The 25,318-nt window shown below is 34.9% G+C and carries 20 protein-coding genes; 9 read left to right on the forward strand and 11 right to left on the reverse strand.

What is annotated here, in order from left to right; translation table 11 throughout:
• Nucleotides 1–31 precede the first annotated feature (31 nt).
• Genes PI23P_RS03810 through PI23P_RS03825 form a run of 4 tightly spaced genes read left to right on the forward strand, consistent with a single transcriptional unit; the run spans nt 32 to nt 6,641 of the window.
• Nucleotides 32–3,400 (forward strand): DUF4175 family protein, encoded by a 3,369-nt coding sequence (locus PI23P_RS03810; RefSeq protein WP_004569419.1) that lies wholly within the window; start codon nt 32–34, stop codon nt 3,398–3,400.
• Nucleotides 3,397–3,810 carry an rRNA maturation RNase YbeY gene (gene ybeY / locus PI23P_RS03815; protein WP_004569420.1) on the forward strand — a complete coding sequence of 138 codons (414 nt, stop codon included), beginning with the start codon at nt 3,397–3,399 and terminating at the stop codon, nt 3,808–3,810. The genes PI23P_RS03810 and ybeY overlap by 4 nt, the downstream gene beginning before the upstream one ends.
• 42 nt (nt 3,811–3,852) lie before the next feature.
• Nucleotides 3,853–5,730 carry a tRNA uridine-5-carboxymethylaminomethyl(34) synthesis enzyme MnmG gene (gene mnmG / locus PI23P_RS03820; protein WP_004569421.1) on the forward strand — a complete coding sequence of 626 codons (1,878 nt, stop codon included), beginning with the start codon at nt 3,853–3,855 and terminating at the stop codon, nt 5,728–5,730.
• Between the two features lie 59 nt (nt 5,731–5,789).
• Nucleotides 5,790–6,641 (forward strand): class I SAM-dependent methyltransferase, encoded by an 852-nt coding sequence (locus PI23P_RS03825; protein WP_004569422.1) that lies wholly within the window; start codon nt 5,790–5,792, stop codon nt 6,639–6,641.
• A gap of 140 nt (nt 6,642–6,781) precedes the next feature.
• Here the strand turns inward: PI23P_RS03825 and PI23P_RS03830 are convergent, their stop codons facing one another.
• From PI23P_RS03830 to panB, 3 genes are all read right to left on the reverse strand, one after another.
• Complete coding sequence (locus PI23P_RS03830) at nt 6,782–7,180, reverse strand: DoxX family membrane protein (protein ID WP_004569423.1); 399 nt, start codon at nt 7,178–7,180, stop codon at nt 6,782–6,784.
• A gap of 103 nt (nt 7,181–7,283) precedes the next feature.
• Nucleotides 7,284–8,225, reverse strand: a complete 942-nt coding sequence (locus PI23P_RS03835; RefSeq protein ID WP_004569424.1) for a 2-hydroxyacid dehydrogenase — start codon at nt 8,223–8,225, stop codon at nt 7,284–7,286.
• Between the two features lie 11 nt (nt 8,226–8,236).
• Entirely contained in the window at nt 8,237–9,055 is an 819-nt protein-coding gene (panB, locus tag PI23P_RS03840; RefSeq protein WP_004569425.1) for a 3-methyl-2-oxobutanoate hydroxymethyltransferase, read from the reverse strand.
• 211 nt (nt 9,056–9,266) lie between these two features.
• Here panB and PI23P_RS03845 point away from each other — a divergent pair, with 211 nt between their 5' ends.
• The gene (locus PI23P_RS03845) at nt 9,267–9,833 is read left to right on the forward strand and encodes a sigma-70 family RNA polymerase sigma factor (RefSeq protein ID WP_004569426.1); all 567 of its coding nucleotides are present in this window, start codon (nt 9,267–9,269) and stop codon (nt 9,831–9,833) included.
• A 383-nt stretch (nt 9,834–10,216) separates the two neighbouring features.
• Nucleotides 10,217–10,858: an O-methyltransferase gene (locus PI23P_RS03855; protein ID WP_004569428.1), complete on the forward strand. Its 642-nt coding sequence runs from the start codon at nt 10,217–10,219 to the stop codon at nt 10,856–10,858.
• A 4-nt stretch (nt 10,859–10,862) separates the two neighbouring features.
• Here PI23P_RS03855 and PI23P_RS03860 read toward each other — a convergent pair whose 3' ends face one another.
• Nucleotides 10,863–11,138: a Sec-independent protein translocase subunit TatA/TatB gene (locus tag PI23P_RS03860; protein WP_004569429.1), complete on the reverse strand. Its 276-nt coding sequence runs from the start codon at nt 11,136–11,138 to the stop codon at nt 10,863–10,865.
• A gap of 69 nt (nt 11,139–11,207) precedes the next feature.
• Between PI23P_RS03860 and PI23P_RS03865 the strand changes: the two genes are divergently transcribed.
• A complete protein-coding gene (locus PI23P_RS03865) occupies nt 11,208–11,471 on the forward strand; it encodes a hypothetical protein (protein ID WP_004569430.1) in 264 nt (87 codons plus the stop codon).
• 9 nt (nt 11,472–11,480) lie between these two features.
• Here PI23P_RS03865 and mutS read toward each other — a convergent pair whose 3' ends face one another.
• Nucleotides 11,481–14,093 carry a DNA mismatch repair protein MutS gene (gene mutS / locus PI23P_RS03870; RefSeq protein ID WP_004569431.1) on the reverse strand — a complete coding sequence of 871 codons (2,613 nt, stop codon included), beginning with the start codon at nt 14,091–14,093 and terminating at the stop codon, nt 11,481–11,483.
• 88 nt (nt 14,094–14,181) lie between these two features.
• Here mutS and PI23P_RS03875 point away from each other — a divergent pair, with 88 nt between their 5' ends.
• Nucleotides 14,182–14,709 carry a TrmH family RNA methyltransferase gene (locus tag PI23P_RS03875; RefSeq protein ID WP_004569432.1) on the forward strand — a complete coding sequence of 176 codons (528 nt, stop codon included), beginning with the start codon at nt 14,182–14,184 and terminating at the stop codon, nt 14,707–14,709.
• 546 nt (nt 14,710–15,255) lie between these two features.
• On the opposite strand, the gene mgtE is transcribed toward PI23P_RS03875, so the two are convergent.
• The 6 genes from mgtE to PI23P_RS03910 all read right to left on the reverse strand — a co-directional run bounded on the left by mgtE (nt 15,256) and on the right by PI23P_RS03910 (nt 22,222).
• Nucleotides 15,256–16,605: a magnesium transporter gene (mgtE, locus tag PI23P_RS03880; RefSeq protein ID WP_004569433.1), complete on the reverse strand. Its 1,350-nt coding sequence runs from the start codon at nt 16,603–16,605 to the stop codon at nt 15,256–15,258.
• Nucleotides 16,595–17,398 carry a 16S rRNA (adenine(1518)-N(6)/adenine(1519)-N(6))-dimethyltransferase RsmA gene (gene rsmA, locus PI23P_RS03885; protein ID WP_004569434.1) on the reverse strand — a complete coding sequence of 268 codons (804 nt, stop codon included), beginning with the start codon at nt 17,396–17,398 and terminating at the stop codon, nt 16,595–16,597. Before rsmA ends, mgtE begins: the two co-directional genes overlap by 11 nt.
• Nucleotides 17,399–17,482: 84 nt before the next feature.
• Nucleotides 17,483–17,812: a DUF4286 family protein gene (locus PI23P_RS03890; RefSeq protein WP_004569435.1), complete on the reverse strand. Its 330-nt coding sequence runs from the start codon at nt 17,810–17,812 to the stop codon at nt 17,483–17,485.
• Between the two features lie 53 nt (nt 17,813–17,865).
• Nucleotides 17,866–19,683 (reverse strand): tetratricopeptide repeat protein, encoded by a 1,818-nt coding sequence (locus PI23P_RS03895; protein WP_004569436.1) that lies wholly within the window; start codon nt 19,681–19,683, stop codon nt 17,866–17,868.
• 194 nt (nt 19,684–19,877) lie between these two features.
• The gene (serS, locus tag PI23P_RS03905) at nt 19,878–21,152 is read right to left on the reverse strand and encodes a serine--tRNA ligase (protein ID WP_004569438.1); all 1,275 of its coding nucleotides are present in this window, start codon (nt 21,150–21,152) and stop codon (nt 19,878–19,880) included.
• Between the two features lie 137 nt (nt 21,153–21,289).
• Nucleotides 21,290–22,222 (reverse strand): bifunctional riboflavin kinase/FAD synthetase, encoded by a 933-nt coding sequence (locus PI23P_RS03910; protein WP_026288385.1) that lies wholly within the window; start codon nt 22,220–22,222, stop codon nt 21,290–21,292.
• A gap of 193 nt (nt 22,223–22,415) precedes the next feature.
• Here PI23P_RS03910 and PI23P_RS03915 point away from each other — a divergent pair, with 193 nt between their 5' ends.
• The gene (locus PI23P_RS03915) at nt 22,416–25,265 is read left to right on the forward strand and encodes a TonB-dependent receptor domain-containing protein (RefSeq protein WP_004569440.1); all 2,850 of its coding nucleotides are present in this window, start codon (nt 22,416–22,418) and stop codon (nt 25,263–25,265) included.
• Nucleotides 25,266–25,318: the final 53 nt, after the last annotated feature.

Raw genomic sequence — 25,318 nt, forward strand, 5'->3', positions numbered from 1 at the left:
CTGGTAAAAACAGTATTTTTAATATCAAATTATGAATGAATTTAAAACAATTACCGAAAAGCTACAGAGGTTTATAAAAAAGTTTTATCAAAGTGAATTGATAAAAGGGGGTATTTTGTTTTTTTCATTTGGGTTTTTATATTTTTTGTTGACATTATTTTTGGAGTATTTTTTATGGTTAAAGCCAGGGATAAGGGCGGTAATAGCAGGTTTATTTGTAGTGGTAGAACTCGTTTTATTAATGCGATTTGTTGCCGTACCTATTTTAAAGTTGACAGGGTTGCGAAAGGGGATCTCTTTAGAAAGTGCGGCGAAAATTATAGGTACTCATTTTCCAGAAGTAAAAGATAAATTACTCAATGTATTACAGTTGGAGAAAAGTGGATATTCTTCAGATCTTTTGTGGGCAAGTATTGATCAAAAGTCAATGGAATTACAGCCTATTTCTTTTGGTAGAGGCATAAATTTTCGGAGCAATCTAAAGTATCTAAAATTTGCAGTGATTCCATTGTTAATTTGGTTTTTGGTTTTCCTGTCAGGAAATAATCAGATTTTTTCAGACAGTCTGAATAGAGTGGTGCATTATGAGAGCTCCTTTATTCCCCCTGCACCTTTTTTCTTTTCTTTAGAAACAAAAAAACTATTGGTAGTTCAAGGGGGTTCATTAAATGTGTTTTTTAAGGTAGTTGGTAAAGAACGTCCTACAGAGGTAAAAGTTACTTTTGACGGTGAAAGTTATTATTTACAAAAGCATGGTAACGGCATGTTTTCATATCGGTTTCAAGAAATTCAGAAAAGGACTCGTTTTTTTGTGGGAGCCAATGGTATTCAATCATCAACATATCAGATTGATATAGTTCGGGCGCCAGCAATTAGTAATGTTTCTTTGATTACAAACTATCCAGATTATTTGAATAGAAAGTCGGTGATATTAAAAGGTACCGGAAATATAGCTGTTCCCGAGGGCACAAATATTACATGGAAGGTGGCTGCTCGTCAAACGGAACAGGTCGTTTTTGTTGAAGAGGCCAAGAGAAATTTTTTCAAAAAAAATCAAGCGGGATATTTTGAGTTTACAAAGAAAATGAAGAGTCCTTTGAAGTATGAAATTTCTGCTTCTAACGCAGATTTTAAGGATTATGAGAGTCTGGAATTTTCTATTGCAATTGTAAAGGATGAGTACCCAAAAATTACGGTTCAAGCAGATGAGAATGTGTTGAATGATGGGTTTGGAAATTTTGGTTTGCAAGTGTCAGATGATTACGGTTTGAAAAAATTACAGGTAACCTATTACAAAGAAGATGCTCCTTTGGTCAAGGATATTTTTGGCATATCAATTTCTAAATCTAATATTCAAACGATATTTTATCAGTTTCCTAAAAAAGTGGCTTTGGACAAAGGGGTAAATTATGCGTTGTATTTTGAGGTGTATGATAATGACGCTGTGCATGGAAGCAAGAAAGCGAAAAGTAATGTTTTTAGGTACCGACAAAAAACAGAAGAAGAGATTGATTCGGAACGTTTGAAGGAACAACGAAGAACAATTAACGCTTTACAAAACACGATTGAAAATCAGCAAAGACGACAGGAAGATCTTACTATCATTCAACAAGAATTACAACGTAAAAATAAGGTGGACTGGTTTGACAAAAATAAAGTTGAAGCGTATATAAAGCGTCAAGAGCAGACAAAAAGAAACTTGGATCAGCAACGGGATCGGTTACAAGAATCTTTAGGGAACGCGGAGGAGAAGAGTACATTGTTACAAAATAATAAGCAAGTTTTACAAGAGAGAATAGAGGAGATAAGAAAGACGGATAAACAAAAAAAGTTATTGGCAGAGATCGCAGCGTTGGCAAGTAAATTAAATAAAGAGGGTTTGGTGCAAAAAGTAAAAGAGTTAGCACAGCAGAACAAGCAGCAGGAAAGAAGTTTAGAAAGAGTTTTAGAGCTAGTGAAGCGTTTTTATGTGGAGCAAAAGACAATGCAAATTGCAAATAAAATAAAGATGTTAGCGAAAGAACAAAGACTTTTAGAAACGGAGAGTGCTGCGATTTTAAAAGAGCAGAAAGAAATTCAGGATGATTTCGAGCTTATAAAAAACGAATTAGAAGAGTTGGTTAAGGATAATAAACTATTAAAAGATCCGTTGGAATTGCCAAATGTAGAAGAAGAGGAGCTGTTGATCAGTGAAGAACTCGAGAAGTTGGAGCATAATTTAAATAAAGAAGACAAAGAGCTTATTCAAAAACAACAAAAGAAGATTGCTCAGAAAATGGAAGAGATGAGTACAAAGATGCAGAGGGCAATGATGGCGATGGAGGCGGAATCAGCAGAGGAAAATATAGAGGATATACGCATGATTTTAGAGAATTTGATTACTTTTTCATTTAAGCAAGAAGCACTTTTGAGTAGATTTAGTTTTATTTCCACCGCACATCCTAATTTTGGTAAAGACTTAAACGATCAGAATAGTATAAAAACGTATTTTGAGCATATCGACGATAGTTTGTATGTGCTTGCCTTGCGATTGCCTAAAATTTCATCAAAAATTCAAGAAGACATCACTACAGTACACTATAATTTAAATCAAGCTTTAGAAAATTTCTCAGAGAATCGCTTTGATTATGGCATGTCGAATCAACGGTATGTTTTAACAGGTGCGAATAGTATGGTTGATTATCTTAGTAATTTATTGAATAATCTGAAAAATGCCGCTATGAAAATGGGGAAAGGGAGCCCAAAGCCTGGAGGATTTAGTTTGCCTGACATCATAAGGAAGCAAGCAGACCTTTCTGATAAAATGAAAGAAGGAATAAAGAAAGGGGAAAAAAAAGGTGCTGATGCGCAAGAAAAAGGTGGAGGGAGTTCCGGAATTTCGGGGAAGGTTGATGCGGATGCTAAAAGTAAATCTCAGAAAAAGGTAGGGACTACCGGAACCGAAGGAATGGGTGATAAGGAGGATCTAGATGGAGTACTTTTTGAAATTTATAAAGAACAGTCTCGATTAAGGGAGCAATTGCAGGAGGCGATAATGGGAGCAGATAGTGAAAAAGATAGCGGGATTAAACAGGCGAAGAGAGCGTTAAAAACGATGGAACAGTTAGAAAAAGATATCTTGTTGTTTGGGTTTAACGAAGCGACAATACAGAAGATGCAACAATTAAACTACGAATTACTAAAACTGGACAGCGCCATTTTAGAACAAGGAAAGGATAAGAAACGACAATCGAATAGCAACATGCGAGCGGCTCAGAGAAATGAATTAAAAGCATTAGATTTTAAAAAACGGTTTTTCAATCAAATAGAAATTTTAAATAGACAATCATTACCTTTGCAACAAAATTATAAACTAAAGGTCCGTGAATATTTTTCGGACTCCAAGAAGCAGATAGAATGATAACCTTTAATTATGAAACGGCTTTTTCCTTAGAGGGTGAAAAAGACATAGGAGTTTGGATTCATTCAGTTATCAGAAGTCACAATTGTGAAGAAGGGGAGTTGAATTATATTTTTTGCGATGATGCTTATTTGTTGAAGTTGAATGTAGAATTTTTACAACACGATACGTTTACAGACATTATTAGTTTCGACAATTCAATAGGTAAATTAATCAGTGGAGATATATTTATATCTACAGAGCGGGTTGCCGAGAATGCAACCGACTATAAGGTCTCTTTTCAGGAAGAGTTGCAAAGGGTGATGATTCATGGAGTTTTACATTGTGTTGGGTTTAAAGACAAAACAATGGAGGAGCAAGAAGAGATGACAAGGCAAGAAAATACGGCCTTATTAGTTTTAAACAATTGATAATCAATTAATTAAATACGTGGTTTCACGTGGAACAAGTGTATGAGTTTATTTTCAACATTATTTGATGTTATAGTAGTGGGTGGTGGTCACGCGGGTAGTGAGGCAGCTGCAGCAAGCGCAAACATGGGTGCGCACACACTTTTAATTACGACCAACTTGCAGAATATTGCGCAGATGAGTTGTAATCCGGCAATGGGAGGTATTGCGAAAGGACAAATTGTGCGAGAGATTGATGCCTTGGGTGGGTATAGTGGAATCGTTACTGATAAGACAGCGATTCAATTTAAAATGCTAAATAAATCAAAGGGTCCCGCAATGTGGAGTCCAAGAGTCCAATCGGATAGAATGCAGTTTTCAGAGTGTTGGAGAACGATGTTAGAGCAAACAGAAAAATTAGATTTTTATCAAGATTCGGTGAATGAATTGCTGTTTGACGGAAACAAGATTATTGGGGTAAAGACAGCTTTAGGTTTAGAAATAAAAGCGAAGACAGTTATTATTACGGCAGGAACTTTTTTAAATGGTTTAATTCATATTGGAGAAAAGAGTTTTGGAGGAGGAAGAGCAGGTGAAGGGGCTTCAACCGGAATCACTGAGGCTTTGGTGAAAAAAGGTTTTGAATCGGGAAGAATGAAGACCGGTACACCACCCAGAGTGGACAGCAGATCTTTAGATTTTTCAAAAATGATTGAGCAGCCAGGTGACGAAATAACTGAAAAGTTTTCTCATTTACCATCTACAAAAGCATTGACGGAACAACGGTCTTGTTATTTGACCTATACGAATCCTAAAGTGCATGAATTGTTACGTGAAGGATTTGATCGGTCTCCAATGTTTAATGGTAGAATTAAATCTACGGGTCCAAGATATTGTCCTTCTGTAGAGGATAAGATTGATCGTTTTGCAACAAAAGACAGGCATCAAATTTTTGTAGAGCCAGAGGGTTGGACTACCGTAGAGATGTATGTGAATGGATTTTCTACTTCACTGCCAGAGGATATTCAAGACAAAGCAATTCGTGCAATTGAAGGTTTTGAGAACGTAAAATTTTTACGATATGGCTATGCAATTGAGTATGACTTTTTTCAACCTACGCAGTTAAAACATTCCTTAGAAACAAAATTAATAGAAAATTTATTTTTTGCAGGTCAAATTAATGGGACGACTGGCTATGAAGAGGCCGCTGCTCAGGGGTTAATGGCTGGTGTAAATGCAGCATTGAAAACGCAAGGCAAAGCGCCGTTTATCTTAAAGCGAAATGAAGCATATATTGGTGTGTTGATTGATGATTTAATCACAAAGGGAACGGAAGAGCCTTATCGTATGTTTACATCGCGTGCAGAGTATAGAACTTTATTAAGACAAGACAATGCAGATTTAAGACTAACTCCTTTGGGTTATAAGTTGGGATTGGCTTCACAAGAAAGAATGGATCGCATGTTAGAAAAGCAGAAAAAAACAGCTTTATTAATACAGTTCTTAAATGAAACAAGTGTTAAACAAGAAGAGGTAAATCCGATACTATCGGCAAAAGGATTGGCGCTGGTAAATCAGTCTATGAAACTTTTCAAAGTAGCGGCAAGGCCTCAATTATCACTGTCAGATTTTATGCACCTTACCAAGTTAAAAGATTTTTTACATGAACATGTAATTCAAGCGGATGCTATTGAACAGGCGCAAATTCACTTGAAATATTCAGGATATATTGATAAAGAGAAGAACAATGCAGACAAATTAAACAGGTTAGAAAATGTTGTAATTCCATCTAGTTTTATATATGAAAAAGTAAAATCACTTTCTTTTGAAGCTACAGAAAAATTAAACAAAGTGAAGCCAACTTCGATCTCTCAAGCAAGCCGAATAAGTGGTGTTTCACCAAGTGATATTTCTGTATTGTTGGTTTATATGGGTAGGTAACAAAAGATGTTTTAAGAATGTTCCTCGTGGAACAATTCTAAAATTAAAAGAATACGGAGATGAGCAAAGGACGTAATATAGATTCCATTCCATTCTTAAATTGTAAAGATTACACTGTTTCTGGAGAATATTTTAAACTCCAGAAGCATGCAGTATACGAGATGTTGGTAACAACTCCTGTTCCTGCTAATTTGGGAGAATATTACAAAAGCGCTTCTTATATATCGCATACAGATAGTAGAAAAACCTTTTTTGATAAGGTGTATCAAATCGTTAAAAACTACGCATTACAGCAAAAATTATCGTTGTTAAATTCTTTTAAAACAACAACAAAATCGATATTAGATGTTGGCGCTGGGACGGGAGATTTTCTAAGTGTTTGCAAGAGGGATGCGTGGGATACTTTAGGAGTAGAGCCAAGTGCTGCGGCGAGAGGTGCCGCAGCGAAAAAAGGAATCTATTTAAAAGCGAACGTATCAGAAATTAAAAATCAAGAGTTTGATGTAATTTCACTTTGGCATGTTTTAGAGCATGTAGAGAATTTAGAGGAGACCATAAAAAGACTCAAGGGTTTACTTAAACCCGATGGACGGATCGTGGTGGCAGTTCCCAATTATAAAAGTAATGATGCCCAATTTTATAAAGAACATTGGGCAGCGTATGATGTACCGCGACATCTTTGGCATTTTAGTCAAAAAGCCATTCACAAGTTGTTCTCTGAAGTGGATATGATTGTGGATAAAACGGTACCGATGAAGTTTGATAGTTATTACGTTTCACTACTCAGTGAAAAATATAAGAACGGTAAATCAAATCCGATCGCAGCCTTCTACAGAGGATATGTCTCAAATAGGACAGCAAGAAGAACATCTGAGTATTCTTCTTTAATTTATGTAATTAAGAATCAATAGAATTGTTTTTAATATCTTTAATTCAATTAATTCCTAAAGAGAACACAGTAGTATTAAATAAATTCAAAAAGCGCTTAAAATAGCTATTTTAAGCGCTTTTTGAATAGTAAAAACTTATAAATTTTTTTAAGAGATAGTTTTTAACTATTCAAAAGAAATGTACCGAGTACTGTGATAATAAAATAGATAGCTAAAGACATGGCTCCTGCATAGTCTTTTGCAAGTCGTTGACCGATCAGTAAAAAAATTAAGGCGATGGCAGACAGCTCCGTTCCAAGCAAAGCAATTTCTTTCGCTTCGGAAGTATACAGCTGAAACACCCCAATAATCATTAAGATGCCTGCAGCGAGTTCAACCACTAAAATAATTCCAAGCAATGCAGGAACACTGTTTTTTAAAGGAGAGTTTTTAAAATGACTGGTAATAAAAGAGACATTGCCTTTCCAGTCTATAAGCTTATCGATTCCTGATTGAATGAACGTAACAATTAGAAAAAATAGAATCAATACTTCTGCGGGATATTTAGATAAGATGTTCATGAGATTTATAATATTTAGATTCTTATTTCATTTGAGATTAAGGTTTGCACTTGACGTTGGGAAACACAATGAATGCTCACGTAATCAAGACCAAAGGATTCTTTTATTTAGGAAACAGTACCTTGATTTTATCTGCGATTGTTTGTGCTAACTTTACATTACTTTCTGCAGTCCAGCCAGCAATATGTGGAGAGAGCAATACATTCTCTGAATGGATTAAATAGTCAAAAGCTTCTGGTACTTCGTTTTTAGAAAAAAGATTTTCAAAAGAAGTTTTTTCGTATTCTAAAACATCCAAAGCTGCGCCAAGGATTTTACCAGCTTTTAAGGCAGTTACTAAATCTTTTGTGTTTACTGCAGATCCACGAGCCGTATTTATGAGCCAGAAGTTTTTCTTAAATTTACTGATAAAGCCCTCATTTATAAATTGCGTTGTGGCTTTTGTTTGAGGTGTGTGAATACTTAAAACATCTGCTTCTTTTTGTATTTGTTCCAGTGTAGTTTGTGAACAATTTGCATCAGAAATATTCGGCTTTAAGTCATAACAAAGTACATTAATATCGAAACCTTGAAGTTTTTTTGCAAAAGACTTTCCCATATTTCCATATCCAATTAAGGCTACTGTTTTACCGTCTAATTCTATTCCACGATTTTCTTCACGGAGCCATTTCCCTTGTCGTATCTCTTTATCGGCTTTGTTCAGTTTATTAAATAGCGAAAGTAACATTCCAAGGGCGTGCTCTCCAACGGCATTTTTGTTACCTTCTGGTGCAGCAATTAAAGTAATTCCCCTACGCTTGGCATGATCACAATCTATATTTTCTAATCCCGCACCAACCCTACCAATAAACTTAAGGGCAGTTGCCTTGTTTAAAAACTCTTTGTCAATAGAAAAGCGACTGCGAATTATAAATCCATCATATTTGTGAATTTTAGCTTCAATTTCAGCCTTTGAAGAGGTGTAATCTTCGTCATTTGTAAAGCCGTGTGCATCGAGTTGTGCTATTAAGAGGGGATGATTTGAATCGAGGTGCAGAATTTTCATAGAATTCTTATTTAATACTGTTCTTTATCACTAGGGAAATCACCACTTTTAACATCAGAAATATAGCTTTCGAAAGCACCAGACATGTCTTTATACAAGTCTAGATAACGCCTAAGAAAACGAGGATTAAATTCGTGGGTCATTCCAATCATATCATGGGTAACTAAAACTTGCCCATCTACGCCGTTTCCAGCTCCAATTCCAATGACAGGTATGGTCAGTGCTTCGGCTACTCGTTTTGCCAAGTTTGCAGGAACTTTTTCTAAAACCAAAGCAAAGCAACCAATTCTTTCAAGCATTAGTGCATCTTCTAAAAGTTGTTCTGCTTCTTCTTCTTCTTTTGCTCGAACGGTGTAGGTTCCAAATTTATAGATGGATTGTGGCGTTAAGCCCAAATGCCCCATTACAGGAATGCCTGCGTTCAAAATTCGCTTTATAGATTCTTTTATTTCTTTTCCACCCTCTAGTTTTATAGAGTGTCCGCCAGATTCTTTCATGATTCTAATCGCAGAGCGCAAGGCTTCCTTTGGATCAGATTGGTAGCTACCGAAAGGTAAATCGACTACAACCAAGCAGCGTTCTATAGCGCGAACAACTGAGCTCGCGTGATAAATCATTTGGTCTAGGGTAATGGGTAAAGTGGTCTCATGGCCCGCCATAACATTAGAAGCAGAGTCACCCACTAATAAAACATCAATTCCAGAACTGTCTAAAATTTTTGCCATTGTAAAATCATACGCAGTTAACATTGAGATTTTCTCTTTGTTTGCTTTCATTTCTACCAAAGACTTCACGGTAACTCGTTTATACTGTTTCTTTACTACAGACATATTATCATAATTTATTAGATGGCAAAAGTAAGAAATATCAACAGATATAATACATATTATGCGATTTAACGCTTTATTTGGTGCTTTTGATATAGGAGGTTGTTTAACTTTTTTAACGGAAAACAGGATAAGTGAGCGTCAATAAAGTTAGAGCGATTGGTAATACTAAAAGTGTTCAAAATTAGCGGTACCTTTGTATTCAATTTAAGAAATGTCAGCAAAAAAAAACACCCTAGATAGCAATAAATGGATTGATAAGTATGCAGATTATTTGTATAACTATTCAATATCTCGCGTAAATAACAGTGATTTAGCTAAAGATCTAGTGCAAGAAACTTTCTTTGCAGGATTAAAATCTGCGAGTAACTTTGAAGGTAGAGCAACAGAGAGGACTTGGCTTGTTTCTATTTTAAAAAGAAAAATTATTGATCATTATCGAAAGATAAACTCTGCAAAAGGGCAGGCAGAAGTTCGTATGAACTTTTATGAGAATGGAGAAAATGAAGGAAGCTGGTTGGAAGAACGTGTGCCACAAAGCTGGGACAATTCAGTTGAAAAAAAATTAGAAAATACTGAATTGAAAAGCCAATTAGAAATTTGTATGGATCGATTGCCAGAGAAATACGCAATGGTTTTTAAAATGAAAACAATACAAGAGTTTGAGACTGCAGAAATTTGTAAGGAGTTAGATATTACTGCGTCAAATTTATGGGTGATCTTGCACAGAGCAAGGGTTCAGCTCCGAAAATGTATGGAAGATAATTGGTTTAATAATTGAGACATGTTTAAAAGATTCAAGCTATCCTGTGATGAAGCCACAGCCATTTGTGATAAAAGTCAATATGGAGAGGCATCTATGAAAGAATTGATACCATTAAAGCTGCACCTTATACGGTGTAAAATATGTGCGATGTACACAAAACAGAATACAATTCTAAGTTTTTTTTATAGCGGGTATGCCAAAAGTTGTAAAGAGGTAAAACATTGTTTTTCTTTAGAGGAAAAAGAGGCGTTAAAGGTTGTTCTATTAAAACATAAGGAATTGTGATTTGTATTCGCAGTGAAAAATAAAATGAAAGTTTTCTCTCATTTTTTCATCACAGGCTGTTCTTCTATATTGGAACCCCCTCTAATTTTACCTCATTTTAAACCATCACAACAATGCACTTTTTACCAGAAAAAATAGACGATTATGTTGTTGCTCATTCACAAAAGGAGCCTGAAATTTTGCAAGAGTTGACAAGAGAAACTTGGCAAAAAGTATTAAATCCTAGAATGTTAAGTGGTGCTTTTCAGGGCCGAATTTTATCCATTCTTTCTAAATTAATAAAGCCGAAAAATATTTTGGAGATTGGAACGTATACAGGATATGCAACACTTTGTTTTGCAGAAGGTTTGTCTTCAGGCGGTAAAATAATAACAATAGATAAAAATGAAGAATTAGAAACACTTCAAAATAAGTATTTTGAAAAATCGGGGTTTAGAAAACAAATAACACAGTTTGTTGGAAAGGCAATTGAAATAATACCTACAATCAATGAAAAGTTTGACTTGGTTTTTATTGATGCCGACAAGTCTAATTACATTAATTATTTTCACCTGATTATTGATAAAATGAATTCTGGTGGAATTATATTGTCAGACAATGTTTTATGGAGTGGTAAAGTGGTGGAGGCACTAGATCCAAAAGATAGAGATACACAAGTGCTTTTGGAGTACAATAAGTTGATGAATGAAGATCCAAGAATAGAGACCGTATTGTTGCCAATTAGAGATGGACTTACAATAAGTAGAGTACTTTAATCGTTTAAAACTGCCTTTTAATAGGGCCCGTAAGGTCATCAATATTATCTTTTACAGCATCAATTTCTTTCGTAACGTTTTTGCGAATATCTGTATCAATTCCTATCTTTTCTGAACTGTCTTTTATTTCTCTTTTGATATCATTGGTAGCATCTTTCACCTGACGAATTCCCTTCCCTAAACCTCGCGCAATTTCGGGTATTTTGTCCGCGCCAAAAACCATGACCACGATCAGTAGAATCACCATAATTTCTGGACCGCTAATAAATAAGAATATCATCTGCATATCACAAAGATACAGTCTTATTTTTACAAATAAAAGCCTATTATTTCTTAATTATTAATTTGAATGCTCCATTTAAAAGAGATAAAAAAAAAGTGTATCTTTATTAAAAATGAAATAAATATGTTAATGATTGGTCCTATTGAGATTCTTCTTTTTGCAACTTTATTATTATCCTTGGTTGTTACGGCGCTCGCTTTAGCTTCTAAAAACAAGAGTAATGTAGGCTTTATAGTCTGGGGTGTTTTTATTTTAGCGGTGCCCTTTGTTGGGGCTGTGGCATGTATTCTTAGTTCTCTTTTAGACAGAAAAAAGGCAAGAACGGTTTAAGAGAATAATTTACTGCTTGTTTAGCAGCATTCTTTTAATCTCGTTTAGTTTCATTAGTGCTTCGATAGGTGTTAATGTGTCAATATTGGTTGCCAAGATTTCTTCTCTAATATTTTCCAATAGTGGATCATCCATTTGAAAAAAGCTAAGTTGCATTTCTTCGTGTTGTTTTTGTTTTAACACATTTTTTACTTCCGCATTTTTATTATTTTTCTCTAATTGCATCAATATTTTGTTCGCTCGATGTATCACCATATTTGGCATCCCAGCAAGTTTTGCAACATGAATACCAAAACTGTGGTTAGACCCTCCAGAAACTAATTTTCGTAAGAATATGATAGTGTCTTTGAGTTCTTTTACAGACACATTAAAGTTTTTAATACGCTCAAAAGTAGTCGTCATTTCGTTGAGTTCGTGATAATGTGTGGCAAATAATGTTTTTGCCTTTGATGGATGTTCGTGCAAAAACTCTGTAATTGCCCACGCAATTGAAATTCCGTCATAGGTAGAGGTACCGCGCCCAATTTCATCTAATAAAACCAGACTACGTTCAGAAAGATTGTTTAGAATGGAAGCTGTTTCATTCATTTCTACCATGAATGTAGACTCGCCCATTGATATATTATCACTGGCACCAACTCTTGTAAATATTTTATCTACAATCCCAATCTTCGCATTTTGTGCAGGTACATAACTGCCCATTTGTGCGAGCAAAACAATCAAAGCGGTTTGTCTTAATATGGCCGATTTACCAGACATATTGGGTCCAGTAATCATAATTATTTGTTGTTGTTTTCTATTTAAAACGACATCATTGGCAACATAGGTTTGATCTATTGGTAACTGTTTTTCTATAACAGGATGACGTCCGTTCTTAATTTCTAAATCGGTACTTTCGTCCATGCTAGGGCGCACATAGTTGTTGTCAATTGCTAAAACAGAAAAGGAAAGTAGACAGTCAATCTTAGCAATAATTTGTGCATTTTCTTGTACAATTTGAACAAACTGAATGATGTACTGTAGTAGTTTAGAAAATATTTCCTGTTCTAGTTTTTGAATTTTATCTTCGGCACCTAAAATTTTCGTCTCATATTCTTTGAGCTCTTCTGTAATATAGCGCTCTGCATTTACAAGGGTTTGTTTGCGAATCCACGTTTCAGGAACTTTGTCTTTATGTGCATTTCTAACTTCTATAAAATAACCAAACACATTATTGAATGATATTTTTAAACTTGTAATTCCCGTTATTTCTGTTTCACGCGCCAACATCGCATCTAAATAGTCTTTTCCAGAAGTTGAAATGGCACGTAACTCATCTAATTCGCCATGCACCCCTGTGGCAATGGCATTTCCTTTATTGATGTTTACGGGTGCATTTTCAAATAATGTTTCCGTAATCTTTTCAATTAAGTCAGTAGCATGGTGTAATTGATTACCAAGTTCTTTCACCGTGCTATTTTTACTTTTTTCCGCAGCAGATTTAATAGGAAGGATCGCTTTTAAAGAATCTTTTAATAACACGATTTCTCTTGGAGATGATTTTGCGGTAGCAACTTTAGAAATCAAGCGCTCTAAATCTGAAATTTGTTTTAGTTGATAGGTAACTGTTTTTGAAAATTCATCAGAGTCTATAAAAAACTTCACCAGTTCGTGTCGTTTTTTTATGTCCTTAATATTTTTTAATGGAAGTGCTAACCAGCGCTTGAGTAATCTCCCTCCCATTGGAGATATTGTTTTATCAATGACGTCTAAAAGCGTAATTGCGTTTATAGAATTCGGATTATAGAGTTCTAGGTTGCGAACGGTAAAGCGGTCCATCCAAACATAATTATCCTCTGAAATTCTGCTAATAGCTTGGATGTGTTTTAGATGATTATGCTGTGTCTCTGACAAATAGTATAATACAGCGCCTGCAGCTATAATCCCATTTTTAAGATCTTCAACACCAAATCCTTTTAAGGTATTTACTTCAAAATGATTTTGTAAAATTTCGTTGGCATATTCCTTTTGAAAAACCCAATCCTCCAAGTAGAATGTATAATATCGATTTTCAAAAAGTGTTAAAAATTCTTGTTTATTTTGTTTCTGAACTAAAACTTCACTTGGATTAAAGTTTTGTAATAACTTATCTATGTATTCTGCAGTGCCTTGTGCTACTAAATATTCGCCAGTAGAAATATCTAAAAAGGAAATGCCAAGTTGATTTTTATCAAAGTGTACAGCTGCTAAAAAGTTATTTGTTTTTGTTTGCAGTACTTCGTCATTGAAGGATACACCAGGAGTAATTAATTCAGTAACTCCCCGTTTTACGATATTTTTAGTCATTTTGGGATCTTCCAATTGATCGCAAATAGCAACACGCATTCCCGCTTTTACTAATTTTGGCAAGTACGTATTCAGGGAGTGATGTGGGAAGCCTGCGAGGGCAGTTTCTGTTTCACTTCCTGCACCGCGCTTTGTCAATGTAATCCCCAAAACATTGGCCGCCTTTCTTGCGTCTTCACCAAAGGTTTCATAGAAATCTCCAACACGAAAAAGCAACATGGCATCAGGATATTTTGTCTTGATGGCATTGTATTGTTTCATCAAAGGGGTTACCTTTTTAGGAGTGGGTTTTGCCAAGATTTTGGAATATTTAAATTAGTTTTGCTAAGATAAAAATTAGTAAGCAGTATTTCGTAGCTGGTGATCGTGAACTTATCCACAAAATATGAGAAAACTTAAAAATAACGAGTTGGGCAGAATATCTGTTGAGGAGTTTAAAGAGCAAAAGAAGACACCTTTAATTGTGATATTAGACAACATTCGAAGTGTAAATAATATTGGAGCTGTCTTTAGAACTTCGGATGCTTTTTTAATTGAAAAAATATATTTGTGTGGTATTTGTGCGATACCACCTAATAAAGAAATTCATAAAACAGCCTTAGGGGCAACGGAGTCAGTAACCTGGGAATATGCAGAAGACACCCTAACTTTAATTGAGAACTTAAAGAAAGAGAAGATAAAAGTGCTTGCCATTGAACAGGCTGAAGGCAGCACTAAATTAGACGTTTTTTTTCCTGATAAGGGTGAGAAATATGCAATTGTCTTGGGTAATGAAGTGAAAGGAGTGCAGCAGGAAGTTGTGGATGCTGCGGATGTGTGTATTGAAATTCCACAATTAGGAACTAAACATTCGCTAAATATATCTGTAACTGCAGGTGTTGTAATTTGGGATTTATTTCAGAAACTTACATAAATATAAAGGCAAGTAGTTTTTTTAAATAGCTGTCTGTGTCTATGAGATTTCAAAAATTAAAAGTTATTGGATTATCACAACCCTTTTGGAGTGTCTTTTGAACGGTCCATTAAATTCAATCGAGTAATATCGAATATTTTTTTTTTTGATATACCAGCAATGGATTGGTAAGTGTTTTATTTTTGCAATCTTTTTTTATGCTTTCTTAACCCGAAAAAGAGAGTAAAAAATTGTGAGTAGATGAAAGAAGTATAAAAAAGCTAAAGCGAATATTTTGTTGTCTGCTAAAAAGGAGTAGAATATGGAAGCAAGTAAAACGCGCATTTATATTGCCACCAGTAGTATTCTAAATATTTTTTTCACAGGTTTTAAGAGTTTGTAAGTACTGCTTTTTATGAGCGCTATAATTTTAAAAATAGTTCTATTGAATTCAAATACTTGCATTGAAAGGTTGAAAGGACTACTTCTGTTCTTTGAGAACTATTTTTTGTAGTTAAATTATAATTTTAGAAGAGGTGAGAATAGGAGCACTTTTGGAAGTGTTTTTTATATTCCTAAAATTACTTTTGCGATCATAAAGTAAATCAGAATTCCAAAAATATCGTTAGAGGTAGTAATAAAAGGCCCAGTGGCAATGGCAGGGTCGATGCCTCTTTTATTTAAAAACAAAGGAACAAAAGTACCTATTAAACCAGCAATAATAACAACGACGACCAAAGAGATAGAGATGGCCAGCGCAAGATCTACTCTACTCTCATAGATCCAAACAAAAAGAAATAAGAAAGCAGCTAAAATAATCCCGTTTAAGGCAGCAAGCAGCATTTCTTTTAAAAGTCGGCTGTTGATACTTCCTTTTACATCATCATTTGCCAAACCTTGCACAATAATAGCAGAGGATTGCACACCTACATTTCCGGCCATGGCAGCAATTAAAGGCGTAAAAAAGAACAAGGTTGCATATGTAGAAAAAACATCTTGAAAACCTTCCATAATTATAAATGCCCCGACCCCACCAATTAAACCTAAAAACAGCCAGGGTAATCGCGCTCTCGTCAATTCAAAAATACTATCATCAGAGTCAACATCTTGCGACAAACCTGCGGCCATTTGGTAATCTTTGTCCGCTTCCTCTTTTAGTACATCTACAATATCATCAATAGTAATTCTCCCTAATAAAACGGAGTTATTATTTACAACAGGGATGGCTTCTAAATCGTATTTGGCCATAATTTTTGCTACTTCCTCAACATTTTCGTTGACATTGACAGCATCTACTTTTGCTTTTGAAATATCTGCAATTTTTTGATCAGATTTGGCAATAATCAAATCTTTTAAAGACAACCTTCCCACCAGTTTATCTTCTTTGTCTACCACATAAATAGAATGCACTCTTGTAACCTCTTTGGCCTGACCTCTAATTCTTCGCATGCAACCAGCAACGGTCCAAGTTTCATAAACTTTTACAAGTTCCTTTGCCATTAGTGCGCCTGCAGTGTCTTCTTCGTAAGAAAGTAATTCTTTTATGTCTGCTGCTAATTCATTGTCATTTAAAGCATTTATTACATGCTTTTGGCGTTCTATGGAAAGCTCTCCTATAATATCGGCAGCGTCATCTGAGTCCATTTCGCCAACCTCTTCTGCAATTTCTTTTGCAGATAAATTTTCTAGAATTTTTTCACGGGTATCTTCGTCTAATTCTGTAATTATTTCGGATGTTTTTTCGCTATCTAAAAGTTTAATAATATAGATAGCTTCTTCAAAATTTACTTCGTCTAAAACTTCCGCAATATCTGCAAAGTGAACTTCCTCAAATAACTTTTTTATTTCAGAATCGTTATTCTCGTATATAAAACCGACAAGATTTTCTAAAAACTTTTCAGTAATTTCAAATGTCATCTTTTGCTATTTTTTGTGTCAGCGCAATAAAAGCAGCTACAGATAATTGTTCTGGACGTTTTGTAAAAATAGGATCCTCTTTCAAGGAATCTGAGAGATTGAGTGACTTTAAACTTGAACGCAACATCTTTCTACGCTGATTAAAGGCCGTTTTAACCACCCTAAAAAAGAGTTTTTCGTCAACGGGAAGAGAATAGTCTTTTTTTCTAACAAGTCTAATCACACCAGAGTCTACCTTTGGCGGAGGGTTGAAAACATCTGGCGGTACTGTAAAGAGATATTCTACGTCAAAAAAAGCTTGTGTTAAGACAGACATAATTCCGTAGACCTTACTTCCTTCCTTTTCTGCAATTCTCTTAGCGACTTCTTTTTGAAACATTCCTGCAAACTCTGGCACAAATTCTCGGTTTTCTATTGCTTTAAAAACAATTTGTGTGGAGATATTATAAGGGAAATTACCAATAATCGCGACTTGTTTTTTATGAAAGATGTCTTGAATATTTTTTTTTAAAAAGTCCCCTTCTAAAACAGAAAAATGGGCCGCTGAAGTGTCTAGTGTTAGATGCTCTAAAGGAAACGTGTCGTGCAAATAGGCAACAGACTCTCGGTCTAATTCCATCACCGTAATTTTTGCTTTTTGAGGCAGTAAATATTTTGTTAAAATACCCATTCCTGGGCCGATTTCGAGTACATCGTCATATCCGTTGCCGCTTAAAGCATCTGCAATATTTTTTGCAATACTTTCGTCCGTTAAAAAATGCTGTCCTAAATGTTTTTTTGCTTTTACAAACACAATTTTTGATTTTATTCTTCTAAAAACAAAGATACAGTTAAATTTTGCATCATTTTTTGTTCAAGAAAGTTTTAAAAGTTGATTTTAATTTTGAACGTTTGGTGGATAAAATTCTTTTATAATTTTTAATTCAGTTCTAAAAGTTAACATTTTATCGGCGAATTTTTTTACACTTTCCAACTGCAACGTAGGTGCGTCAAACTGATAATAGTTGTCTAAGTCTGCTCTTGTTTTTGCTGAATATTGAATAGAATACGTCTTTCCTCCCATTTCTTCGTCTACTAAAACTTCAGAAAATTTTGCAGAAGTAAACCGTCCAGTGTTTAGAATTGTGGTGATATGAGATTCAATCCAAGTGATCCATTCATTGTGAGCGGCATCGTCAATATTTATAGTTTCGTTAAAGATATACATTGGTTTTGTGGGTTTTAAATATCGGATATGGTTTGTTTTCGAAAAAAGGGATGTTAAAGTTTATCCCCTCTAACAGAGCGGTATTTTTCCCGAGCATCTATAACATAGATACTTCCGGGGTATTCAAAGATTATTTTTTGATAATATTCTTGGGCTTTAGAAGTCTTTTTTAAGTCATTATAATAGGTTTCTGCAATCATAAAATAAATTGTATCTGCTAAAAAAAATTGAGAATCTCCACGAATAATATGCGATAAAGCAGCAATGGCCTCCTCGTGTTTTTTTTGTTTTAACAATAGTTTTGCCTGCAGAAAAAGCACATCACTATAGATAACCTCACTGGGGATCAGACCGTTTGGAAAAATATCTTTTCTAGTAAATAAATTTTCGAGTGAAGTCAATGCTTCTTTATTTTTATTTTGAAACTCCAGTAATTCTGCATGTGCGAATTCAGTTAATCCCGATGGAATGGAGTCTATAGGTTCATTGTCTAAAATTTTTAAATACAAGGCAGCAGCATCGTTTGCAATCAATTGCGTGGCAGCACCTTTCAATACTTTTAATTGTGCTTTGGCCCAATCAAAATCTCCCTTAAAATAGCTTGTTTGTGCTGCTTTAAAGCGCGCTTCTTGCGCCAGCACGTGGTCTGTTAGTTGGATTTGAATTTGCGAAAAATAAAGAAGCGCTTTGTTAAATTCACCAGTGAACACCAAAACATCTCCAAGTTTTAATTTAATGCGAGCTTCTTCAAATTTAGAAGTAGCATAGGAAAGTGCCTCTTCTAAAATAGCACGCGCAATGTTGGGTTTGTTCTTTTGAAAGGTGAGGTAATCTGCATAGGCTACTTGTAATTGAATTGTTGCCGAACTTTTACCAAAGATGTTAAAAAGGCTTTGGAAGAACACGGCAGTTGTTGGATCTTTAGTATCGACAGCAATTTTAGCTAAATAAAAGTGAGCTTGAATCCGTTCATTTTTATTCAATGATTTCTCAATTATAAAATTAAAACATTTTTTGGACGCACTGTAAGAGGTGTTATCAAAGGCTATTTTGCCCAAGATAAAAAAAGCATCTAAATTGTTTGAGCCTCGAGAAAACAAAGCTTTCTCTTGAATTAATGCCTTTGTATATTCTTTTTGTTGCGCAAAGAACCAACTTAACAGAACATTCCAAATCGCTTTCGGCTGGCTCGCAGATTTCTTTAACAGCGCCTTTTTAAATAAAATATTTGTCTCGTTTTCAGGATCTTTTGAGATGTATTTGCCACTATACCTTTGAACAATATTAAGGTATTTTTCATTTTTGTCTACTAAGTCAATATAGGCTTCAAACATTTTCTGATAGTCTCCTTTTTCGCCAAATATTTGAGCAATTTGTAAGTTATAATTTGTGTTTTTATTAAGGAGCATGGTTTTTTCGTAGGCTAATATTGCAAGGTCTAATAAATTATATTCTCTGAAAAGCTGTCCAATCAAACCTCCATAAGACGCGTTTTTTTCTAAAGCGTTTATAGCAAGAGCATAGTTTTCATTTGCTTTATCTAGTTGTAATTGCTTTTGATAATTATAGCCCAAATACACATAAAAATGTGCGTGATTTTTGTTTTGTTTGAGATTATTTACAAGTAGTTTCTCAACCATCATAAATTTGGAAGTTTCTTGATAGCAAGAAATTAGGCGTCCTAAATAATTTGTATTAAAGGTGTTAGATTCATATAGTTTTTGAAAAAGCTGTGTAGCTTTTTCAAAAGCACCTTCTCGATAGTAATCTTCTGCCAGGCGGTAGTCGTTTATAGTTCTTTGTGGAGCATTATTTTGAGCAACAATGAAATTACTGAAGGACAAAGAAATAAATAGAAATAGTTTCATCATCGGATTCAAAGATACTTGAGTAAATTTTTATTTTCAGCTAACAATGGGGTTGTAATCTTCCAATATATAAAAAATTAATATGATTGGTAGCTCAAAAATAAAAAGAGGACAACTTAATGCCGTGTTCTTTTTGTTTAAAAGCTTCCAGACATTTTGGGGTATTCGATTTGTTTTAAAAATAGTTGCAATAGCGATTATTTAATATAATCGAATCCGCAATATGGAACCAGTACTTCAGGTATTTTGATACCTTCGGCTGTTTGGTAGTTTTCTAGAATGCCCGCTAAAACGCGAGGCAGGGCTAAAGAACTTCCATTTAAAGTATGTGCATATTCACTTTTTCCTTCTTTATTTTTAAAACGAAGTTTTAATCTGTTCGCTTGGAAAGTCTCAAAGTTGGAAGCAGAGCTAATTTCTAACCATCTGTTTTGCGCTGTTGAAAACAATTCGAAATCAAAAGTTAAAGCGGCAGTAAAACCAGTGTCACCACCACACAAGCGCAAAATTCTATAGGGCAATTCTAATTCACGGAGTATGCCTTTGATATGTTCCACCATTCCATCTAAAGCAGCGTAAGAGTTTTTTGGATGCTCAATTCTAACAATTTCTACTTTGTCAAATTGATGTAATCTATTTAGACCCCTAACATGCGCACCGTAACTACCTGCTTCTCTTCTAAAACAAGGGGTATATCCAGTGCAGCAGATAGGAAAATCGGATTCTTGCACTATATTATTGCGGAACATATTGGTAATTGGGACTTCCCCTGTTGGGATTAAATACAAATCATCTTCATTCGAGTGGTACATTTGCCCTTCTTTATCCGGTAACTGGCCAGTCGCTGTCGCAGATTCAACATTTACCAAATGCGGAACTTGGAATTCTTTGTACCCTGCTTCAATATTTTTGTCTAAAAAATAATTGATTAGTGCACGTTGTAATTTTGCCCCTTTTCCTTTGTACACAGGAAAGCCTGCTCCTGTTATTTTTGTACCTAATTCAAAATCGATAATGTCATATTTTTTTGCTAATTCCCAATGGGGAAGGGCGTTTTCTCCTAAGTTAGGAATAGATCCTTCGCTAAAAATATTTTCGTTGTCGTCCTCAGATTTTCCGGGTTTTACAGATTCGTGCGGCACGTTAGGTATGAGGTATAACAATGTTTGCAAACTTTCAGAAAGTGCATTTAAGTTCTCAGAGAGTTGTTTGGACTGCTCTTTTAGCTGCACTGTTTTTTCTTTTAAAATAGTTGCTTTTTGCCGCTCTCCAGATTGAAAAAACGCACCAATTTCTTTCGATAATTTATTGGATTCAGCCAGAATAGCGTCAAGAGAAGTCTGTGTTGCTCTTCTGTTTTCGTCTGTATTTAAAACGTTGTCTATGAGTGTTTCTGCATTGACAAAATTTCGTTTAGCCAAACCATTTAAAACAATTTGTTTATTTTCTCTAATAAATTGAACCTGTAGCATTTCTTGTAAGGATTGTGAGCTGCAAAGATATAATTTGTGAAGTAGTTACTTCAACAATTAAGGAATAAATAATTGAAAGAGCAATGCTCTTTAATAAAGAGAAAACTACCTGTAGTAATTTTAGTCTTTAGGAGAGTTTAGCAGTTGTCCTTAATATAGTCTCGTGCGGTATCTTCGTCTTTTTTAAGCTGCGCAATTAACAATGGTATTGCGTCAAATTTGTGTTCATCACGCAAAAAATAAAGGAGCTCTACAGTGAGGTGTTTTCCATACAAATCTTGATTAAAATCAAAAAAATGGACTTCAATAGTCTGATGATTTCCGTCCACTGTTGGACGACATCCAATGTTCATCATTCCAAAAATTATTTTATTTTGGATATTTGATTTTACAACATAGACCCCAGCTTTAGGGATTAACTTATATGTTTCTTTAATATCTATGTTGGCTGTTGGGTATCCAATTTTTCCACCTAATTGCTTTCCGTTAACAACAATACCATTGAGCATAAAAGGATAGCCTAAATATTTGTTGGCTGTTTTTAGACTTCCAGAGATCAGCGCTTGCCTAATTTTAGTAGAACTTATGGAAACATCATCAATATCTTGCGCTAGTATTTCCTCCACAGTAAAATTATATACAAGACTGTGTTCTGTTAATTGCGTAATATTTCCTTCCCTATTTTTTCCAAAATGATGGTCATATCCAATGATTAATTTCGAAATATTAAGCTTGTTTACTAAGGTATCTCTTACAAATTCTAATGCGGTTGTTTTTGAAAAAGCTTTGCTAAAAGGGTGAATAATTAAATAATCTAAACCTGTTTTTTCTAGAAGAGCAGAACGCTCATGAATGGTATTGATCATTTCAATTTTGGCGTCTTTCTGCAAAACCATCCTTGGGTGTGGAAAAAAAGTAAGCAACACGGATTTCTTACCTGCTTGTTTAGCTTCAAAAACCAGTTTTTCTAGTATCTTTTGATGACCAAAATGAACCCCGTCAAAAGTGCCGATAGTTACAAAAGTCTTTTCTTCTGTAAAAAAATTAGAAATGTTTTGAAAGGTATTCAAAAAAGTAAAATTAATGATCTCGGCAAAGGTACGATAACTATTGGTTTTTTTAAAAATCACGATAAGCTTTTGTGCTTTTTGATATCGTAAAAAAGGGACCAAATATTAGGAAAAATATAAAAATTAATGTTAAATATTCAATTATTGAAAAAAAATTGTATTTTGCATTATCGTTAACAAATTAATTTATATTATGATAAAAAAAATGTTATTATTCGCGTTCTTGGTCTTTGGCAGTGCAACAATGCTTGCACAAACCATAATTACAGGAACAGTTAAAGACGCAAAAACAGGCGAAACTTTGCCTGGAGCGAACATTAAAGTGGAAAGAAAAGCCGTAGGGACGAACACTGATTTTGACGGAAAATTTACGTTAAACGTCTCAGATGTTCCACCATTTGTCTTAGAGATTTCGGTCTTAGGGTATAAAACTGAAAAAGTAGAAGTCAAGAAGAATAATCAGAATATTGCTGTTTTGTTGTCAGAAAATGAAACATTTCTTGATGAAATTATAGTTTCTGCATCTCGAACTCCAGAACGAATAATGGAGTCTCCAGTTACAGTAGAGCGCTTAGACGCCAGAGCTATTAAAAACACATCTTCTCCCTCCTTTTACGACGGATTAGAAAATTTAAAAGGAGTCGATATTAATTCGAATAGTTTGACTTTTAAGTCTGTAAATACGCGTGGTTTTGCAACTTTTGCAAACGAACGTTTTATGCAATTGGTAGACGGAATGGATAATTCTGCTCCAGGGTTGAACTTTGCAGTCGGTAATTTATTAGGAATATCTGAGTTAGACGTGAAATCTGTAGAGATTTTACCAGGAGCTTCTTCCGCTTTGTATGGCGCAAACGCCTTCAATGGAATTATGTTTATGAGGAGTAAAAGTGCTTTTGATGACCAAGGAGTTAGCTTTTCATTGAAATCAGGGATTACAAGTCAGAAAGCTGCTGGGGATAATGAGTTCAAAGATTTAAATATAAGAATGGCTTATGTTTTTTCAAATTATTTTGCTGCGAAAGCGACTTTATCATATTTAAAAGGTACAGATTGGTACGCTACGGACTACAGAGATGAAGTGGATGCCAGCTCAACGAGTCACTTTAACAACACTGCCTATAACGGACTGAACGTTTATGGAGATGAGGTTGGGACTATCTTAGATTTCGACGCAATTTCAGGAGCACCAGTGGGTACTTTTGGAGCGACGAGAGTAACAAGAACAGGATATACAGATACCGATTTCATGAACAACGAGGCGAAGAGTGTTAAGTTTGGAGCCTCTTTAAATTATCGTCCACTTGGAGATGACAGGGTTGAGGTTATTTTCAATTCTAAATTTGGTACAGGAAATACAATCTATCAAGGACAAAATAGGTACAACATTAAGAACTTTACTTTGGCACAGCACAGGTTAGAAGTAAAAGGTAAAAACTTTTTTGTAAGAGCATATACAACGGCAGAAGATGCTGGTGACTCTTATGATACTCGTTTTGCTGCAATTAATGTGAATAGAATGTGGAGTACAGATTCAAATTGGTTTACGGAATATGCAGGTGCATATTTAGGAGCTGCAGCTTCTTTTGGAGTTCCTGGAATGAATCATGACGCGGCAAGAGCCTTTGCTGATAGAGCTCGTTTGAGTCCAGGGTCACCAGAATTTAATGCGGCGAAAGAAATTGTTGTGAATGATCCAAATTTGTTGACTGGTGCTAAGTTTCAAGATCAAACAAAATTGTATCACGGAGACGCGAACCTAAATTTAAGAGATTATATTAATTTTGCAGAGATACAAATAGGTGGGTCTATGAGGGAATACAGGTTAAACTCTCAAGGAACTATTTTTACAGATTATGATGGACCAATTTCGTATACGGAGGCAGGTGCTTATATTCAAGGTCAAAAAAGAATGTTGGATGATCGATTAAAAGTAACTGCTTCTGCAAGATATGACAAAGCAATTAACTTTAAAGGAAACGTTTCTCCAAGAATTTCTTTATCATATGCAGTTGGAGAGGACAAGAGACATAATTTTAGAGCTTCTCTTCAAACAGGTTTTAGAAATCCAACGGCCCAAGATCAATATATTGGTTTAGATGCAGGTTCAGGGATTTTAGTAGGTACTGCTCCCGATAATATTGAAAGATATAGATCTTTACCATATGAATTAGGGATCAATCCTGCGTTAGCTGGATATATTAATGCAGTTGCAGGCACTACAATTGGCGCTACGCAAGTGTTAACAGGAGATATGGCGTATAATAATTCTTGGACAGTTAGCTCTTTACAAGCGTTTGCTGCTAGTAGAAATCCAGCAGATTTAAAGAAATCCAATATTGATTTTGTGGCACCAGAATACGTAACCGCTTATGATATTGGCTATAGAGGTGTGCTCGCTGGAGTTACAATTGATATAAATGCATATTACAACAAGTATGAGGACTTTATAGCAAGCAAAAATGCAGCAGCACCATTATATGGAAACGTAAATTTTTCTGATGCTGTAGATTTAGGCCCAGCAACAGGAGGTGCTCAAGGAATAACGCCACTTGCTTTAATTGCAGTAGCTAACGGAGATTACAAAGGAATCGCTTTTGATTCAAACTCGGACTCTGATATTAGTTCTTATGGTTTAGGAATAGGACTTTCTAAAAAAGTAATGAATGGTTTTGATCTAGGGTTCAATTATTCTTTTGCTAAATTTGAAGAAGCAGGAGGAACAGATCCAGATTTTGAGGCAGGATTTAACACACCAGAGCATAAAATAAAAGTGCAGTTTGGAAAAACAGATCTCTTTGAAAATTTTGGTTTTAATGTAAACTATAGATGGCAAGATGAGTTTCTATGGCAATCTTCTTTCTACGATGGAATGGTAGATGCAAGATCAGTAGTAGATGCTCAAATAAATTATACAATTCCAAGCTTAAGTTCTGTGATTAAGCTAGGGGGTGCTAATTTAGGCGGAAAAGAATACTTTAGTGCACCCGGTGTTGGAGCTACAGGTTCTCAATTTTATCTATCTTGGACAATTGGTAACTAAATACTCTGTAATTTTAGAATAAAAAAAGGTTGCGCAATTTGCGCAACCTTTTT

This window comes from Polaribacter irgensii 23-P (genome assembly GCF_000153225.1).
GTDB classification, from domain to species: domain Bacteria; phylum Bacteroidota; class Bacteroidia; order Flavobacteriales; family Flavobacteriaceae; genus Polaribacter; species Polaribacter irgensii.

Bases quoted from the DNA above. Each gene is read 5' to 3' on its own strand.
- PI23P_RS03825 (WP_004569422.1), top strand. From the start codon at position 5,790: ATGAGCAAAGGACGTAATATAGATTCCATTCCATTCTTAAATTGTAAA.
- serS (WP_004569438.1), bottom strand. From the start codon at position 21,152: ATGCTACAGGTTCAATTTATTAGAGAAAATAAACAAATTGTTTTAAAT.
- ybeY (WP_004569420.1), top strand. From the start codon at position 3,397: ATGATAACCTTTAATTATGAAACGGCTTTTTCCTTAGAGGGTGAAAAA.
- PI23P_RS03860 (WP_004569429.1), bottom strand. From the start codon at position 11,138: ATGATATTCTTATTTATTAGCGGTCCAGAAATTATGGTGATTCTACTG.
- PI23P_RS03810 (WP_004569419.1), top strand. From the start codon at position 32: ATGAATGAATTTAAAACAATTACCGAAAAGCTACAGAGGTTTATAAAA.
- mnmG (WP_004569421.1), top strand. From the start codon at position 3,853: ATGAGTTTATTTTCAACATTATTTGATGTTATAGTAGTGGGTGGTGGT.
- PI23P_RS03835 (WP_004569424.1), bottom strand. From the start codon at position 8,225: ATGAAAATTCTGCACCTCGATTCAAATCATCCCCTCTTAATAGCACAA.
- PI23P_RS03855 (WP_004569428.1), top strand. From the start codon at position 10,217: ATGCACTTTTTACCAGAAAAAATAGACGATTATGTTGTTGCTCATTCA.
- PI23P_RS03830 (WP_004569423.1), bottom strand. From the start codon at position 7,180: ATGAACATCTTATCTAAATATCCCGCAGAAGTATTGATTCTATTTTTT.
- PI23P_RS03895 (WP_004569436.1), bottom strand. From the start codon at position 19,683: ATGATGAAACTATTTCTATTTATTTCTTTGTCCTTCAGTAATTTCATT.
- panB (WP_004569425.1), bottom strand. From the start codon at position 9,055: ATGTCTGTAGTAAAGAAACAGTATAAACGAGTTACCGTGAAGTCTTTG.
- mgtE (WP_004569433.1), bottom strand. From the start codon at position 16,605: ATGACATTTGAAATTACTGAAAAGTTTTTAGAAAATCTTGTCGGTTTT.
- PI23P_RS03845 (WP_004569426.1), top strand. From the start codon at position 9,267: ATGTCAGCAAAAAAAAACACCCTAGATAGCAATAAATGGATTGATAAG.
- PI23P_RS03875 (WP_004569432.1), top strand. From the start codon at position 14,182: ATGAGAAAACTTAAAAATAACGAGTTGGGCAGAATATCTGTTGAGGAG.
- PI23P_RS03890 (WP_004569435.1), bottom strand. From the start codon at position 17,812: ATGTATATCTTTAACGAAACTATAAATATTGACGATGCCGCTCACAAT.
- PI23P_RS03865 (WP_004569430.1), top strand. From the start codon at position 11,208: ATGCTCCATTTAAAAGAGATAAAAAAAAAGTGTATCTTTATTAAAAAT.
- PI23P_RS03915 (WP_004569440.1), top strand. From the start codon at position 22,416: ATGATAAAAAAAATGTTATTATTCGCGTTCTTGGTCTTTGGCAGTGCA.